The organism is Gilliamella bombicola (assembly GCF_900094945.1).
Taxonomy (GTDB): Bacteria; Pseudomonadota; Gammaproteobacteria; order Enterobacterales; family Orbaceae; genus Gilliamella; species Gilliamella bombicola.
Genome location: NZ_FMAQ01000016.1, coordinates 1 through 17,430 on the forward strand (window position 1 = coordinate 1; position 17,430 = coordinate 17,430).

Genomic DNA, 17,430 nt, shown 5'->3' on the forward strand with positions numbered 1-17,430 from the left:
CGGCGGACAAATTTGTCTGGAACAAATTTGAACATCTGAGCACAGCGAAGATGGCCTCGAAGAGGCGAGTATCAGGATGATACGAGTAGCGTAGCCGTAGGCCACATTCTGTAGCCAAAGCGTGGGATTGCAAAGGGAATTCGCTTTAATTCCCTTTGCTCGGACGTGGTCACTGTGGCTATTTTGTTCACCCAAGGTCAAAACGTCCGAAACCTTGCCGTACTATAAATAGACCACAAATTTAAACCGCCACAGCATTATCCACTAGGATTGCCATCGACACTTTCAGCGTCGCCGGCGGCGGGGGCGGGGGCGGCGCGATTGTAGCTTCACCACAACAACGCAACCCTAAGGGAAAACGCCCAACTTATGCGGGGGCGTTATTCTTTGTTAGATTGTCCTCTCAAGCACCATAACCGCCCCCGCAGCCTAAGGATTAAGGACTAAGAAATAAAAGCTAAGGTGTGGTGCAAATAGCCCGACCGCCGTTCTCGCCGAAGTTGACGGAGCCGTCGACCGACTTGACACGGTAGGCAGCGCGAACATTTATTCTTCTGCCTGCCCAATAATTGCCGTCGACGAAGCCAATACCGTAGCCGCTCACTTTTCCCCACTCCGAGAAAAAACCAGCACCTATGTAACGCATGAGATAATCACCAGATGAACGAGGCGTTGCGCCTAAATTGTTATGGTTTGAATTGGTTAAATCCCCGACATCTGAAAGACGATAACCCGAAGAACGACACCAAGATATTTGAGAAGGCAGAGCAAACGGGGTACCACGATAGATGAACCACCGCCTCAACACAAATCCATACTTCACCTCATGACCTCGACCATCCCTACCGACCAACTCAAATGTCTGTGGCAAAGATGATACATAATCGCTTAACGTTACCCGTGTTACATAACTAGATTTATCTCTAATCCATATATCTTCGTCTGCGCCTTGTTTTGGCAATCTCCAACTCACCGTTACTCCTTGACTACCACTTGAGTTAACTGTCCAACTCAACTGACTTGCATCGATTCCAGCTATGTCCAAATCAAAATACAATCCTCTAGCACCTGTAGTTGGAAAGTTTTGGCCGTAAGATGATGGATTTGTAGACTGAGTTAAAAAACCCTTTGTAGGAGACCATATGTTAGCTGGGCCTGCATAGCGAGGATTATCTCTAGAATCGATGCCAGTTGTACCACCCAACAACAAATTAGGCCTTGCGTAACAAACACGTGGAACACTGTCATACGGATTGATATAATAATCCACCGTAGCTCCACTAAAACTGGTTCTATTAGGAACACCATACTGTGTCTGTAAATATCCCCCTGTACTACTTAAAGTTACCCTATAAGGAGCCTTACATACATCTAAATCATCACTACGACCAACGGTATTGCCATCCTTATCCCTAAACGATACCGATATATTCCCCGATGCGGTAACTCCATTAGCACCCTGTCCATCACCATCATCATCACGCCAATAATTATATCGAGTGATTAAATCACTTATACTCACTGAACTAACCGATGACGGGACTATCATATCTATATCATCCAAAGTATTCCCTGAATAAGGCAATTTTATTGGATTTGATACACTTGATGTATTAGTAGACGGCGTGATTACCCGACCATTGTGAAACTCAATAGACAATAAACTATCTGTTGATATTGCCTTTGTCCGACCACCGTCGAACGTTAAATATGGCGCACTACCTTCAATGACCCTTGATGTATGTGCCGTTAATGCCACAGAACTCTGTGTATAGGACAATAACAACAATGCCGCAAAGAATAATGCCAATTTAGATAAAAATGAAGGTCTAAACAATAATGGCGGTTTGAATACTAATGGCGGTCTTAATATCCACTTGGATATCGACGATAATTTTGTCGAAGAACCCGCCGAAAACATCGCCTGAAAAAACCTCGATGACGGCGTCGATTTCGCTACGCGAAATGACTTCGGTGATGAAAATAAGAACTGTGTCTGATTTAGACTACGGTGAAATTGAAAAAGATTTAAGGCATAGGTTTGGCAGGCCATGTGCCATGTGCCATGTGCCATACATGGTAACGCATTTCGATTATCCTGTCAAGTAAATTTTTGTTTTATCTTAATTTTTTATAACTGACTGCTCAACTAATGAGCACTCCCTTGCTTTAAAAGCGCTTAAATTATAACCGCTTGATTAATAATGCGCTAGCTTTTTTGTTAAAAATTTGTAAAGATTTGTTAACCCTGCCAATTGATTACAGAATAAACTTAATAAAATATAATAAGTTAAATCAGTTTATTTTATTGAGTTTGATTGGCTGTTATGCGGTGAATTGATGATTTAGATGTTGCTAATTTAATGATATACCACTACCCTTTAGGCTGTTTGCGATTAATATATATGGACGATAATTAATGCGAAATTTAAAATTATTATCTTTATTTTCAATGGTATGTGCTTTTTCAAGTGATGCCTTTGCCGATACAATTTCACAAAACGTTTGGTCTTTGGCTATAAATAAGCACGATAGTGTCGCTCAATATACAGTTGCTCATGCTTATAACCCTTTGGTTGAAAATAAAGATTTGGACTGTGAAACAAATCAGTTTTATCTCAAGTCAAAAAATAAAAAATTGCAAGGATGCTATGATAAATCGGCCGATAAATATATCGAATTTTTAACTAAAGCAGCCGAAAATTCATCCCCATCCCCCCTTGCCCAAACAGACTTGGGCATCGCCTATATTGAGGGAGAATTAGTCGCTAAAGATATTAAAAAAGGTTTGTATTGGTTAGAAAAGGCCGCATCCCCCATTTCAGATAAAGCAAAACTTAGTCTAACTGAAGGAAACAGTAAATTTGACAAGCAATTAATGAAAAATGGCGTAGGTCTAGCTCAATATGTATTAGGTAAACTTTATCATCAAGGCATAGAGGTTAAAGCTGATTATGATAAAGCAATAAAATACTATGAAATGGCAAGCCAAAGTGATGATTTTGGATCTTACGATGCACCGCAATATCAACTTTATCAACTTTATAAAAATAAAGTTAATAACCCCAAAATGGCTTTATATTGGCTTGAACAGAGTTTGGGGAATATGAAATATAATGATGAATGGGATGCAGCAACCGAGATAGTCGACTATTTTTTGGACGGAGGCCAGATAGATGGTTCAAAATCAGAACAACCTAATTACCCATGGGCAGCTAAATGGTTAATTGAATTTGTAAAAGGTCGATCACTTAAAGATGAGACTAGGCAAAAAATGGCTTTTCAACTAGCTTGGCTTTATTTAAACGGTTTAGGCGTTGAAAGGGATCCCAAGGAAGCGGCAACATATTATCATTTAGGGATGAACATTAATCCTGATGTTAATTTCGATATTCAATCGTCTAATGAGCAAACCCTGCAAGAGCAGTTTTTACTTAATGTAATTAAACCTATTTATGAAAATATCGATAATAACCAAACAATTGAATATAGTGCTTTTTTTGAAACAATTTATCCTGATAAATTTAAAAAAATACAAGCTACACTCGATTATGCCAATAATCTTTATATTGAAAACGCCAGTAAAACCGTAGAAGCGATTTTTGGTGATAATTTAAAAGATGAACAAATTTTTTATGCTCAACTTGACAAAGAGCTACAATCCTATAGCGATTTAGAAGAATTCCCTCATACTTCTCCTTTGCTGGCATTAGCTCAACATCGTGGAATTGCTTATGGTTTTTATCGTGATGCTGAAAACCTTATGGGTAAGTCAAGCAATGAATTAATCAAGCTTTACCAAGCTGCATTGAAAATTGAGCCAAATAATCCAATAATTTTATACCGATTTGGTACGTTATATGATTTTATTCTTCAAGATACCAACACAGCAATATCATATTACAAGCAGGCCGCTGATTTAGGGGATGCAGTGGCAAATTATCGGTTAGGGGTCATTTATTATTTAGGCAAAAACATTGAGCAAAATTATCATGAAGCTTGGCGATATCTTGACTTGGCGGCAAAACAATATTATGTGCCAGCACAAAATTTTTTGATCACTATCGACAAATCACACCCTGAATTTGAATGGTTAACTACACAATACATTGAGCATCAGCAAACTTACCGTTCACCAACGGTAATGGTTGATGGTGAGGATTGGCTAAAGGTACAAAAGGCAAATAATCCGTCACCTAAAGTGATTTATCATCTTACAAAACATAATTCTGATCGTAATGGTCTAAAAACTTATGAGGGTTGCAAAGCCGCAATTGAGTTGGCAACACAGGGCAATACCTTGGCGCAGAGAGAATTAGTTAAACAATTAAATAAGAATTATTTTCTTTGTACACCAGAGCAAAATTTAATTTTTTCTTGGATTGATAGCATCTATAGGGATGATCAATATAAGCAATTCTTAAAATTGAAATACTATAAATTTACCAAAACAGATGAGCAATATCAAAAAGAGCTTAATAATTTAGCAGATAACCAAAATCATTATGCGATCATTGAATTATTGAATAATACTCAGAGATATTACGATTCAAGAGATGATAATTACCTTTCAAAAATCAAAATGTTGCTTAAGTCAGGTAATGTTAGTGCTGCCGAATTACTTATCAGATATTATACTTTAGATTCTTATTTAAATTCTGATTATCATCAAATTCCCAATAGCATTTACCAACATACTAAAGCGATTTTATTAAGGAATGATTTAGCCAATTATGTTTCGGCATTGCCTGAACAGACTTATACCGAGCCGAAATATATTTATGCTGATAACATGCTTTCATCTTCTGATATTTATCAAATGTGGTTTGAACTTGCCGATATGCATGAGCAAGGTGTTGATATTCCAAAAAATAACATTTTTGCCTATGTTTGGTACAGTTTATTGGTAGAGCATAATCAAACCCAAGCATTAAATAAAGTACAAGAATTAAAAGCACAATTAACAGCAGAAGAATTAACAAAAACGAATGATAAACTTAATCAATACCGTAATTTATATCGTTTTCTTCCTTTAACCCATGTGGAATTAAACCAAGAATAGGTATGTTTAAGTTTAGTGAGTTAATATAGGATATTAGGGATGAATGATTCAATTATTATATCAAGCAAAACAACTTCCCGCTCAAAATTTTGGGTATTTGCTATAGTGTTATTAATATTAACAATAAGTGGCGGATATTATTTATGGCAGGAAAATAATCTTTCCATTCAATCATTTTTCCCTATCAAGGAAAAGGTGGTAAAAATTTATGATACAAATCAAGAACTTTATAATTCTAGAGGTCAAACCGTTGCATTTAAATGCATTGTATCGATCAAATATGGCGATAACCCAATAAGTTATAATTTTATTTCTAGCTATGATAATGAGCAAAAATTTCTTGAAAATTGTATACCACTATAAAACCAAATAACAATAAACACGGGATTTTGCCCGTGTTTTTGTTTCCAGAACTGAATAAAACACTCAACAACTAACCATTATTGCCCATGGCTGTCATCGTGGTTTTCGGTATGAATAACGTTAATATAGCTAGGGATGGCTGGCGTATTAACATAAAAGAATGCCCATTGAATCCCGTCTATTTTTTTAGTTTGACGTAAATATTGTTTTAGTAATATATCGTCCTGAGAATCATCTTCTGATTGCTGATGTATATAATGATCAATAAACTCATTATATGTATCTTCATCAGTCGCTAAATATCCATTGTGATTTTCACAATATTGTTTATATAAATCGAATAATTTGTCGACAAAAACATTATATTCTTTTTCAATATCAAACGTTTTAGGATTACTATACCCCAAAGTCGCAAAAATCTTATCAGCAATAGCAGAACCGGATTTTGATTTTTTTAATGCAGAAGAGAATAAATAAGTTGGTAAAATAAAAAATAATCCCATAACAGCCATAAGAAGTAGCGAAAAATTATTTTTAGAAAAGGCCATTACTACAAAATAAAAGAAAGTAAATACCCCCAATCCTCCAGCACCAATAAGGAAAAGACGCGGTAAAATAGGTATATTTAGTTTTGAATTGCCAGCTTCTGTTCCCTCTGTTGCATAAGGATGTAACCATAAAAGCTTATCGGCAGGACGGCGTAATGCATAAGCAAAATAGCTTCCACCAGCTAGTGGATCAACAACCGCCTCCACGTAGTCTCCCTCATTAAAAAAGGTTCGACAAAATGCGCCTTCAATCACCTTATCACCTAATTTACAGCAAAAATACTGCTCAATATCGGCTGTATCGTAATCAATTTTTTCAATTTTTGCTGAAGTTATTTTCATACTATTAGCCATAGAAACTAAATCTAAATGCCCTATTGTGAGTAAATTGACATCAGGGCGTCCAGCTAGTTTGCGAGCATTAAGATAACTTTCTCGCGTGTCATAGACCTCCAGATCGGTGATATAACCAGTAATAATTTGGTAATAATGGCTATCGCCTATATTCTGTTCCATATTTTTTATTCCTTATATTTATCTGTTGAATTATTTGTTATTTTTTGTTTCGTTCATCAATGACTTTAACCCAATTAGGTAAAGTTGGCGTTCTACAGTAGTAATTTGTTAATGCTTTAAATTCTTTGAATTTTTCAAAGTCCGGGCTCTGTGGATCGTTAAATATTTCAGGATCATTGATTCGATACAATTTTTTAAAGCGTTCCTTTTCTTTTTCAGAATCATATTTCCACGGTTTTTCATACCCAAAACAGGCATAAATTTGATTAGAAATAAAAGAGTATCCTCCTCCACCTATCAAAAAAGAAACAATAATTGCAATGATCCACCCCAAAAAACAGTATTTAAATATGTTAAAAATATAATTTAATGAACAATCGTTAACTAGTTCAATAATTAACAAAATAAGTAGGAAAACAACGGCAAATACCGTCATCAAAATAAAAATAACTTTTAAAAGTGGGAACGTTGTTAAACCAATATGTTGCGGGAAAATTATCGCATGTTGTTTCGGAATTCGTACGGCATAAGGCTGGTAAACATCATTTTTTTTCGGCTTAACAAGCATTTCAACATAATCGCCCTCATTAAAACCAATCCTGTTAAGCCTTCCCTCTACTTTTTTATTGCCGATCTGGCAACAAAAGCGTTGCCCCCTTAAAGGCGGACGACAACAAATAAAAAAGCAAATCAATGCTATAATTGAACAAAACACCGCATAAAAATCTTTTTCTATTCGATCCGTCATCGTCAGCTTAGTGTCAGTTTGTTGCGGATTTTTATCTACTTGTAAACAACTTACAGTTCCTTTTAATAAGTAAAAATCATTCCTCATTAACTCTATACCTTGTTGAATTTCATAATTAAAATACCAAATAATTTTATAGCATGATTAAGCTATTAACCACAATAAAAATTAATTCATTTAATATTTAACTCAAAATAAGTTACTTAATTTTGAACATTTATTCAAAATTATCAATTAAAAACAAAGTGTTGGATTGATTAAATTGATCCACTTTTCCTATTCAATCAGTTTGAGTATATAATAGTCGCTTTGTTGATAAAACCGTCAAAATAGAGGTTGTGATGATTACCCATATTAGCCCATTAGGATCAATGGATTTACTCGCTCAGGCTGAAGTCGATCTTTTAAAAAAGTCAGCAAACAGCGAGCTTTATCAATTATATCGGAATTGCTCATTAGCAACATTAAATGCCGGCAGCAAAACCGATAACACCAAAGATCTGTTAGATAGATTTAAGTCTTTTGAAATTAATGTGATCAGTAAAGAGCGCGGTGTTAAATTAGAATTAGTGAATGCCCCTGAAAGCGCTTTTGTTGATGGTAAGATCATCCGCTCCATTCAAGCCAATCTGTTTGCTGTATTACGCGATATTTTATTTTTAAATAGTCAAATTACTGCCATTAAAGAGTTAATAGAAAATATCAAGCTTGAAAAAGATCATTCATTTTATATTTCTAATCTTGTGTTTTCAATTTTACGTAATGCCAATGCGCTACATGTAGGCGAAGAGCCTAATTTGATCGTTTGTTGGGGTGGACATTCCATTAATGAAAACGAATATTACTATGCTCGCCAAGTGGGAATGCAATTGGGTTTACGTGAACTAAACATTTGCACTGGTTGTGGCCCCGGTGTAATGGAAGCACCAATGAAAGGAGCCGCTGTTGGTCATGCACAACAGCGTTATAAAGAGAGCCGTTTTATTGGCATGACTGAACCGTCAATTATCGCCGCAGAGCCCCCTAATGCGTTAGTCAATGAGCTAATTATTATGCCCGATATCGAAAAACGTCTTGAAGCGTTTGTGCGAATGGCGCATGGCATTATCATCTTTCCAGGTGGACCAGGTACAGCCGAAGAGCTACTTTATATTTTGGGTATTTTGCTAAATCCAGCCAATAAACAGCAAACATTACCGTTGATTTTAACTGGCCCTAAAGAGTGTGAAGCCTATTTCGCTTCTATCGATAATTTTATTCGTAGCACGTTAGGCGATGAAGCAACTAAGCTTTATCAAATTGTGATTGATTCGCCGGAACAGGTCGCTCGCATTATGAAAGAGGGTGTTAAGCACGTTAAATCTTCACGATTAAAAACCGGCGATGCTTATGGATTTAATTGGCTATTAAAAATCGATGAATCATTGCAACATCCTTTTGAGCCAACACATGCCAATATGGCGTCATTAAATCTTCATCGTGATCAACCGGTCGAACTGTTAGCCGCTGATTTGCGTCGTGCGTTTTCAGGTATTGTCGCTGGCAATGTTAAAGAGTTTGGTATGAAACAAATTGCTGAAAAAGGTCCTTATAAGTTACAAGGCGATAGCGAAATTATGAAACAAATGGATAATTTATTGCGTAGCTTTATTAAGCAAGATCGTATGAAGTTACCGGGCGGAACGGCTTATCAACCATGTTATGAGCTCTGTTATTAGTGCCTATTTGGTAACCTAACTTTAATACTCTATTTATGCCTTACCGCCAAGGTCGCTCAGTGGTAAGGCAATAAGTGTATTTTTAGCTAAAAATTACTTAAAATATCTAACACTTCTGATATTTTCTTTACCCCAAAAATTTGCATATTTTCTGGTTTCTTTTTAGGCATATTGGCAATCGGTACAATTGCTTTTTTAAAGCCATGTTTAGCAGCTTCTGAAATGCGTTCTTGTCCACTAGGTACGGGACGAATTTCGCCGCCAAGGCCAATCTCACCAAAAATCACAATATCTTGAGGTAAAGGCCGATTACGGAAACTGGACACTAAGGCCGAAATTAACGCTAAATCGGCACTGGTTTCGGTTACTTTAACACCACCAACCACATTAACGAAAATATCTTGATCGGCCATTTGCAATCCCCCATGCCTGTGTAACACAGCAAGCAATAACGCAAGTCGATTTTGATCTAAACCAACAGTCACACGTCTTGGGTTACCATACATAGAGTGATCGACAAGAGCTTGGATTTCAACAAGTAATGGGCGTGTACCTTCCCACAGCACCATTACCGAACTACCGGGTAGCATTTCATCTCCACGGCTTAAAAAGATGGCTGATGGATTACTAACCTCTTTTAAACCTTGTTCGGTCATAGCAAACACACCCAGTTCATTCACTGCACCAAAGCGGTTTTTGTGGCTTCGCAGTGTTCTAAAACGTGAGTCAGCATCGCCATCCAATAAAATTGAACAGTCAATGCAATGCTCAAGCACTTTTGGCCCTGCAAGCGAACCATCTTTAGTTACATGCCCAACCATAATAATGGCAATCCCTTTGGTTTTGGCAAAACGTGTTAAATAAGCCGCTGTTTCGCGTACTTGTGCAACACTGCCGGGGGATGATTGGATATCAGTCAGATGCATTACTTGAATTGAGTCAATCACCATTAGTTTAGGTTGTGACTGATCAGCCAGTAAGCATATTTGTTCAATGCTGGTTTCGGACAGCATATTGATATTATCAGCAGGTAACCCTAAGCGATGGGCACGCATCGCCACTTGTTGAAGGGATTCTTCACCAGTGACATAAAGAGTATTCATTTGCGAAGAGAGCTTACTCATGGTTTGCAGTAACAATGTACTTTTACCCGCTCCCGGGTTACCACCAATAAGAATAGCACTGCCCGGCACAACCCCCCCACCAAGCACGCGGTCAAATTCTGAAAATCCAGTCGAAAACCGAGGCAATGCCTCTAAACTGATTTCGGATAATTTCTGAATTTTAGCCTGCCCAGCACCACTACCGGCATAACCCGTTAACCGATCATTACGCGATGATGTGCTAGCAAGTCTAACTTCGGTAATGGTGTTCCAAGCATGACATGAGCTACATTGCCCTTGCCAACGCGGGTAATCTGCTCCGCAATCATTACAAACATAAGCACGTTTTACTGCTTTTGCCAATTTAATCTCCTAACCTTCACTTAATAAGCTGGTGGATAAAATACACCATAATCCTGTTAAATCAGCATAATTAATACTAATTCGTGCTTTTTCGACCACTTTCGGTTTACCATGATAAGCAACACCAAGACCCGCAATACGGATCATCATCAAATCATTGGCACCATCACCAATGGCGACCGTTTGCTCAATAGGAATTTCCAATGATGCCGCTAGCTGTTGTAATGTTCTTGCTTTATATTTGGCATCAACAATTTGCCCTTTGACTTTACCGGTTAATTTGCCATGTTTAATCTCTAATTCATTGGCATAGCTATCAACTAGTTTTAACTTTTGCTTTAAGTGATCAGCAAAATAGGTAAATCCCCCCGACGCAATGGCAACATGCCAGTTTTTTTTATGCAGTTCTTTTACTAAATAAGTCAGCCCCGAAGTCAGCGGTAAATTATCTTTGACTTGATCTAAAATAGCTTGATGTGCGCCTTTTAAGGTTGCCACTCGTTTGCGTAAACTGCTAGCAAAATCAAGCTCACCACGCATTGCTTGTTCGGTCACTGCGGCAACTTGTTCACCAACCCCTTGCAATTTGGCAAGTTCATCAATACATTCAATACCAATCGCTGTCGAATCCATGTCCATAACAAGTAACCCCGGGGAGCGTAGCGTGGGTAAATTATCGATTGGGGCAACATCAATACCTAATGCTAATGAAATCGATTTGGCTTTTTTAGGTATCACCCCTGCAATACGAACAATTTGGTAAATTTTGATTTTCCATGATGAAACAATCACCATAGGCATGGCAAGCTGATCTTGGAATTTTGATAAGATGGTTTTATTTAGCTTTTTGCCATAAATAATCCAACCTGTTTTACCAGCATTATAATCCAACGGAACCACTTCACACCCATTTAATGAAAGTGGTAAACCTTGCCAATGTTGGATATTTTCAGGAAGATCATTGTAGGTAAGTATATAAGCCATATTAAGAGGTCTTCATAACATAAAATAAGCCCAAAATTTACCATAACTATTAAAGATTGTCCAAGTAAGGATTAAGTTGTTTCTTTACCCACTTTTATACTTAAACAATATGTTATATGAAACTTTTTAACAAAATAGATAAATCTATCAATTGCCTTTAATCATTCCACCGCGATACTGATATCGATCTTAAATATTCAACGCCCATAAACAAAGTTGCTCTAATATAGGCCCCAATTTTTCGCCCAATGGAGTTAATTTATAGACAACTTTTAAAGGGGGTTTATCACCAAAAACACGTCGAGTAATTAACCCATCTTCCTCTAATTTTTTAAGTTGTATACTTAATGTCATATCGGTAATATTAGGAATAACGGTTTTCAATTCGCTGAATCTTTTTTCACCAGAAAGCAAATAATAAATTATCACCCCTTTCCATTTTCCGCCAACTAAATCCATTGATAAACTAATAGGACAATAATAAGTTTTATTGTTATAACGTTTTAATGGTCTTTGTTCATCTATTTGCATTAATTCACCTAACTATCAAGTTTGATAGATATTGCTATAAGCTTATTTACGAATAAACTAATTAGAGTAACTATCATTTTAATAGCAAAAAAGGAAAAAGGAATCATTATGGCATTAATTATTTTAGGTCACCCTAACATTAAACAGTCTATCGCCAATAAAACAATTATCGAAACACTACAAGATAAAGTTGAGGATATTGAAATTCGCAATATTCACAATCTTTATCCAAACTATCAAATCAATGTGCAAGAGGAGCAAGCCGCATTACTTAGACATGACCTTATTATTTTACAATATCCAATGTACTGGTATAACATGCCGGCAATATTAAAAATATGGTTTGATGAAGTATTTACTTACCAATTTGCTTATGGCTCCAAAGGTGATAAATTAAAAGGTAAAAAACTATTACCAAGTTTAACCATAGGACAACAAGAACAGAATTATAAAAAATATCGCAATGATTTAATGGATAATTTATTAGAGCCCGTCAAAGTATCGGCCTTATATGCGCAAATGGAATATCTACCACCAAGACTTTTATACGGTGTTTCACCAGAGGTTGAAGAAGTACAAGCTAAAATAAAAACAAAAGCACAACAACACGGTCAACAGTTAGTTGAAATTATAAACAAATATAACTAATAAAAATCAATATGATATTTATAATAATTAATAAATGATCATATTTTATGTTGTATCAACTATGCTTTTTTAAAATCGCATAAAAGAAACCATCACCACCATTTTCAGTAGGTAAAAATTGTTTAAGTTCACCTTGTAATTTGGCGCTGGTGTTTTCTTGCAAAAAACGTTCAATTTGTAATTTATTTTCGTCTGGTAGAATTGAACAAGTGGCATAAACCAAAGTACCACCAGTTTTTAAATAAGACCAAATATTAGTTAAGATTGCATGTTGTAACTCAGTTAATTGTGCAATATCACTATCACGGCGTAACCATTTGATATCAGGATGACGACGAATAACCCCCGTTGCCGAGCAAGGTGCATCAAGTAAAATACGATCAAAACTTCGCCCTTTACACCAATTTTCGGGCGTTAGCCCATCTCCTACTTTCACTTCAGCTTGCTGTTTTAAGCGAGCTAAGTTTTCACCAATACGTTTTACTCGGCTAGGATCAATATCTACCGCTAAAACTTGCGCTTTTGGAGCAACTTCTAAAATATGTGTGGTTTTACCACCGGGAGCTGCACACATATCCAAAATGTGCTCGCCATTTTGTGGAGCAAGTAAATAAGCGGCATATTGAGCAGACAGATCTTGTACTGTGACAGCACCTTCATCAAAATAGGGTAATTTATTTACACCGACAGGCGACAATAATCGCAGAGCACTAGGTAACTCTGGAAAGCTATCCGATTCAATTTGTTGCTCAACAAGTAATTGTTGGTACTCACTGACTGAATATTGATTAAGATTAACCCGTAACCACATTGGTGGCTTTTGATTATTAGCATTAACGATGGTTTGCCATTGCTGTGGATAGGCTTGTTTAAGACGAGTTAACAACCAGCTTGGGTGTAATGTTTGTTGGTTTTGTTGCTTACTGTCTTGTGTAAATGTTTGTTGTAATGAGGCTTGTTGGCGTAAAAATTCGCGTAGTACGCCATTTATTAATCCTTTAAGTTGTGTTTTTTTGAGTGTATTAACAGCATTGACTGTTTCGCCAACTGCGGCATGCTCGGGAATTCGGGTATAAAGAATCTGGTAAATCCCCACTAACAATAAATAGTGCAAAATTCTATTTTTACCGGTTAACACTTTACTCATTAAGGAGTGAATATAGAAATTAAGTTCTGGTAATACTCGCATCACACCAAAACAGATTTCTTGCACCAATGCCTTATCTTTATTGGCTATTTGATAACTTAAAGCTGTCAATGTCGCACTTAATGACTGACCTTCTTCCAGTACGTTAAAAATAGCTTGCGCACAAACTGCACGAATATTTTGGTGTGATTTATTATTCATAATGACCTAAATAACAACAATTATGTTGATTATAAAACTAATGATCCAACCCAACCCGCAATAAATAGCGGAATATTAAAATGGGTAAATGTAGGGATAACACTATCGCGAATATGATCATGTTGTCCATCACTATTTAGCCCTGAAGATGTCGCTAAAATAGTATCTGATGGCGGCGATCCCGCATCACCAATAGCACCAGATGCACCAATTAAGCAAACTGTAGCAATTGGCGAAAAACCAAGTTGTACACAAAGTGGTACATATACTGCAGCAATGATAGGGACTGTCGAAAATGAAGATCCAATACCTAATGTAATAACCAACCCAATTAGCATCATCACAAAAGCTGCAATCACTTTATTACCAGCAAATAATGCTGCACTGTTAATAACCAAAGGTTCTATTTCATGAGTCTGTTTTAATACTTCAGCAAAACCTTGCGCTGAAATCATTACAAAACCGATCATTGCCATCATTTTAATGCCGTCAGTAAAAACACCATCAGCTTCGCCCCATTTAATTGAACCCGATACAATAAAGCAAATAAAACCAACTAAAGCACCTAAAATCATTGAACCAGTATAAAGTTGAACAGTAAAAGATAGAACAATCGCCAATAATGAAACAATAAGTGAACGCTTATTCACCTCTTTTAAAGTACCTTGATTCCCCTCTCCACGAATAATTTTATATTCTCGAGGCTTACGGTAGCTAACAAAGATAGCCCATAATAAGCCAATAAACATACCTAATGCGGGGATCGCCATGGCATGCATTACATTGACATGACTCACATCCATTCCCGATGCAGTAATATTTTTTAATAAAATTTGATTCAAAAAGATGTTACCAAAACCAACAGGTAAAAACATATACGGAGTAATAAGCCCAAATGTCATAATACAAGCAATCATTCGTCTATCGAGTTGTAATCGCGACATCACATATAAAAGAGGTGGAATTAAAAGTGGTATAAAAGCAATATGAATGGGAATGACATTTTGTGAGGAAACACTTACTAGCGCAATGATAATAATTAATAACCATTTTATACGCTTTTTAGCACTACTTGTTGTAAGCTGTTGTATTGCTTTATCTGCAAGTAACTCTGGTAAACCAGATTTTGATATCGCCACCGCAAAAGCACCGAGCATTGCATAAGAAAGTGCAATGTTGGCACCATTACTGATACCTGTATTAAAAGCATCAATCGTTTCTTTTAGAGACAGATGACTAAATAAACCACCAATAAAAGCCCCAATAATTAGGCTAATGACCACATGAACACGACAAAGGGACAAAATTAACATACAAATTACCGCTATCACAACGGCATTTATCGACGAGAATAACTCAAGTATTGTATTCATAAATAGATTTTTAATTAATGAACAAAGTTCGTTATTCTAGGCGATACATGGTGAAAGTGCAATTGATAGTGTATACTCACTCTTCTTCGATAGAAGAAATCCTAAATATACAGTTGAACAATTATTAAAAATAAAAAGCCCAAGAATAAAATAAACCTAGAGCAAATCTGGTTGTGGAGAATGGTTAATGAGAAGTAATATCGACGGAAATTTTTTATTGATTGGTTTAATGGCATATCCTATTCGTCATAGTTTATCGCCACAAATGCAAAATACTCTTTATGCTAAAATGAATGTACCTTATGTTTATTTGGCGTTTGAAGTTAACCAAGAAAAACTCCCTGATGCAATTAAAGGGCTCCGAGCATTAGGTCTACGCGGTAGTGCAGTATCCATGCCCAACAAACAACTCGTCTGCCAATACCTTGATAAACTAACTCCAGCCGTTGAGATGAGTGGAGCATGTAACACGATTTCAAATGATAATGGTGTTTTAACAGGTTATAACACTGATGGTATGGGTTACATGCGTATGCTCAAAGAAGCTAATATTGATGTGATAGGCAAAAAAATTACCATCCTTGGTGCTGGTGGTGCTGGTACTGCCATTGCGGTGCAAGCTGCTCTTGATGGCGTGAAAGAAATCACAATATTTAATCAAAAAGATGATTGCTATACCAAAATAGAAGCAGTTGCGAAAAAACTGAATCAAAATACACAATGCCATGTGCGCGTTATCGATCTTGCCGACAATAAGCAACTACGCCAAGAAATAGCAACAAGTACTGTTCTTTGCAATGCAACAGGTGTCGGGATGAAGCCATTAGAAGGTCAAAGTTTAATTACCGATCCAACCATGTTACACTCAGATCTTATTGTGACAGACTGTATTTACTGCCCACGTAAAACAAAACTACTAGAAATGGCTGAACAACAAGGTTGCAAAACCTTAAATGGAATTGGAATGATGCTATGGCAAGGGGCTGCACAAATAAAAATATGGACAGGCGAAGAAGCACCAATCGAATATGTAAAAGAAAAAATGGGCTTTAACGATTAGTTCAACTCTATGTGATAACATTATATTAACTCATCTTATTCTATTGTTTTATTTAATATAATCCATAAAATAAAACCCTATAATAAAATTGTCGACAATTAGCAGGAAATAAAATGAAAACAGTCACTATTAAACAACTTGAGATCGGTGTAGGCGCACCAAAAATTATTGTACCGATTGTTGGTAAAACTCAAGCAGAATTAATTGAGGAAGTTCAGTTTTTACAATCAATTGATTTTGATGTTTTAGAATGGCGAGTCGATCATTTTAACCAAGTTGATGACATTCAGGCGGTTAAACAAGTCGCTAAAAAAATTGTAGATTTGTTACCCAATAAACCACTTTTATTCACCTTTAGAACGATAAACGAAGGCGGAGTAAAACCTTGGGCATTATCCTCTTATATTCAATTGAATAAAGAAATGGCCTGTAGTGGACTTGTCGATCTGATTGATGTTGAAGTATTTATTGGCGATGATTATGTAAAAGATATTATTGATGTTGCACATAAAAATCAGGTCTTTGTTATAGCTTCAAACCATGATTTTGAAAAAACACCGCCTAAAAATGATATCGTTAATCGATTACGAAAAATGCAAGATTTAGGGGCTGATATTCCTAAAATTGCCGTTATGCCCAAAACCACGGATGATGTATTAACCTTACTGGCTGCCACCACCGAAATGAACGAAAAATATGCTATAAAACCGATTATTACTATGTCAATGGCGGGGCTAGGCGCTATTAGTCGTATTGCAGGTTCGACATTTGGTTCAGCAATGACCTTTGGTGCTGCAAAAAATGCATCGGCACCCGGTCAATTGGATGTTAATCAATTACGATATATTTTAGAAGCGTTACACCAAAACAATAAGTTAACTCAATAACGGTAGATTATTTCAAAAAATTGTTAGTTATCTTAATAAATCAATAGATAGTAATATAGAATCAACATTAGCAGTAAAAGCCAATTAGGTTCGTGGCGTTGATAGCAATAAACCGTTATAATACGGCTATGTATCGTTATAATTTTGCTTTAGGTTGATTAATCATATGGTCTAAAGA

General features: G+C 36.3%; 14 protein-coding genes. 6 read left to right on the plus strand and 8 right to left on the minus strand.

Annotated elements, in window-relative coordinates:
• Window positions 1-457: 457 nt before the first annotated feature.
• Window positions 458-2,074, minus strand: coding sequence for a hypothetical protein (locus tag GA0061081_RS09850; RefSeq protein WP_091350503.1), 1,617 nt, complete (start codon window positions 2,072-2,074; stop codon window positions 458-460).
• Window positions 2,075-2,419: 345 nt separating this feature from the next.
• Between GA0061081_RS09850 and GA0061081_RS09855 the strand changes: the two genes are divergently transcribed.
• A complete protein-coding gene (locus GA0061081_RS09855) occupies window positions 2,420-5,062 on the plus strand; it encodes a tetratricopeptide repeat protein (RefSeq protein WP_091350505.1) in 2,643 nt (880 codons plus the stop codon).
• Between the two features lie 39 nt (window positions 5,063-5,101).
• Entirely contained in the window at window positions 5,102-5,425 is a 324-nt protein-coding gene (locus GA0061081_RS09860) for a hypothetical protein (RefSeq protein WP_091350508.1), read from the plus strand.
• Window positions 5,426-5,502: 77 nt separating this feature from the next.
• Here the strand turns inward: GA0061081_RS09860 and GA0061081_RS09865 are convergent, their stop codons facing one another.
• Complete coding sequence (locus tag GA0061081_RS09865) at window positions 5,503-6,489, minus strand: putative type VI secretion system effector (RefSeq protein ID WP_091350510.1); 987 nt, start codon at window positions 6,487-6,489, stop codon at window positions 5,503-5,505.
• Window positions 6,490-6,526: 37 nt separating this feature from the next.
• Window positions 6,527-7,324 carry a hypothetical protein gene (locus GA0061081_RS09870; protein WP_091350513.1) on the minus strand — a complete coding sequence of 266 codons (798 nt, stop codon included), beginning with the start codon at window positions 7,322-7,324 and terminating at the stop codon, window positions 6,527-6,529.
• Between the two features lie 254 nt (window positions 7,325-7,578).
• Here GA0061081_RS09870 and ppnN point away from each other — a divergent pair, with 254 nt between their 5' ends.
• Window positions 7,579-8,955, plus strand: coding sequence for a nucleotide 5'-monophosphate nucleosidase PpnN (gene ppnN / locus GA0061081_RS09875; RefSeq protein ID WP_091350515.1), 1,377 nt, complete (start codon window positions 7,579-7,581; stop codon window positions 8,953-8,955).
• Window positions 8,956-9,041: 86 nt separating this feature from the next.
• Here ppnN and radA read toward each other — a convergent pair whose 3' ends face one another.
• The 3 genes from radA to GA0061081_RS09890 form a co-directional block, all read right to left on the minus strand.
• Window positions 9,042-10,421 (minus strand): DNA repair protein RadA, encoded by a 1,380-nt coding sequence (gene radA / locus GA0061081_RS09880; protein ID WP_091350518.1) that lies wholly within the window; start codon window positions 10,419-10,421, stop codon window positions 9,042-9,044.
• A gap of 9 nt (window positions 10,422-10,430) precedes the next feature.
• On the minus strand, window positions 10,431-11,405 hold the full coding sequence (gene serB / locus GA0061081_RS09885; protein ID WP_091350520.1) for a phosphoserine phosphatase: 975 nt from the start codon (window positions 11,403-11,405) through the stop codon (window positions 10,431-10,433).
• 189 nt (window positions 11,406-11,594) lie between these two features.
• Window positions 11,595-11,936 (minus strand): winged helix-turn-helix transcriptional regulator, encoded by a 342-nt coding sequence (locus tag GA0061081_RS09890; RefSeq protein WP_091350524.1) that lies wholly within the window; start codon window positions 11,934-11,936, stop codon window positions 11,595-11,597.
• A gap of 108 nt (window positions 11,937-12,044) precedes the next feature.
• On the opposite strand from GA0061081_RS09890, the gene GA0061081_RS09895 reads away from it, so the two are divergent.
• Complete coding sequence (locus GA0061081_RS09895; protein ID WP_091350527.1) at window positions 12,045-12,584, plus strand: NAD(P)H-dependent oxidoreductase; 540 nt, start codon at window positions 12,045-12,047, stop codon at window positions 12,582-12,584.
• Window positions 12,585-12,639: 55 nt separating this feature from the next.
• On the opposite strand, the gene rsmB is transcribed toward GA0061081_RS09895, so the two are convergent.
• Together rsmB and GA0061081_RS09905 are read right to left on the minus strand one after the other, a co-directional pair.
• Window positions 12,640-13,932 carry a 16S rRNA (cytosine(967)-C(5))-methyltransferase RsmB gene (gene rsmB / locus GA0061081_RS09900; RefSeq protein ID WP_091350530.1) on the minus strand — a complete coding sequence of 431 codons (1,293 nt, stop codon included), beginning with the start codon at window positions 13,930-13,932 and terminating at the stop codon, window positions 12,640-12,642.
• 29 nt (window positions 13,933-13,961) lie between these two features.
• Complete coding sequence (locus GA0061081_RS09905; RefSeq protein WP_091350533.1) at window positions 13,962-15,305, minus strand: Na+/H+ antiporter family protein; 1,344 nt, start codon at window positions 15,303-15,305, stop codon at window positions 13,962-13,964.
• 187 nt (window positions 15,306-15,492) lie between these two features.
• On the opposite strand from GA0061081_RS09905, the gene GA0061081_RS09910 reads away from it, so the two are divergent.
• On the plus strand, window positions 15,493-16,365 hold the full coding sequence (locus GA0061081_RS09910) for a shikimate dehydrogenase (RefSeq protein WP_091350536.1): 873 nt from the start codon (window positions 15,493-15,495) through the stop codon (window positions 16,363-16,365).
• Window positions 16,366-16,478: 113 nt separating this feature from the next.
• Entirely contained in the window at window positions 16,479-17,252 is a 774-nt protein-coding gene (gene aroD / locus GA0061081_RS09915) for a type I 3-dehydroquinate dehydratase (RefSeq protein WP_091350538.1), read from the plus strand.
• Window positions 17,253-17,430 lie beyond the last annotated feature (178 nt).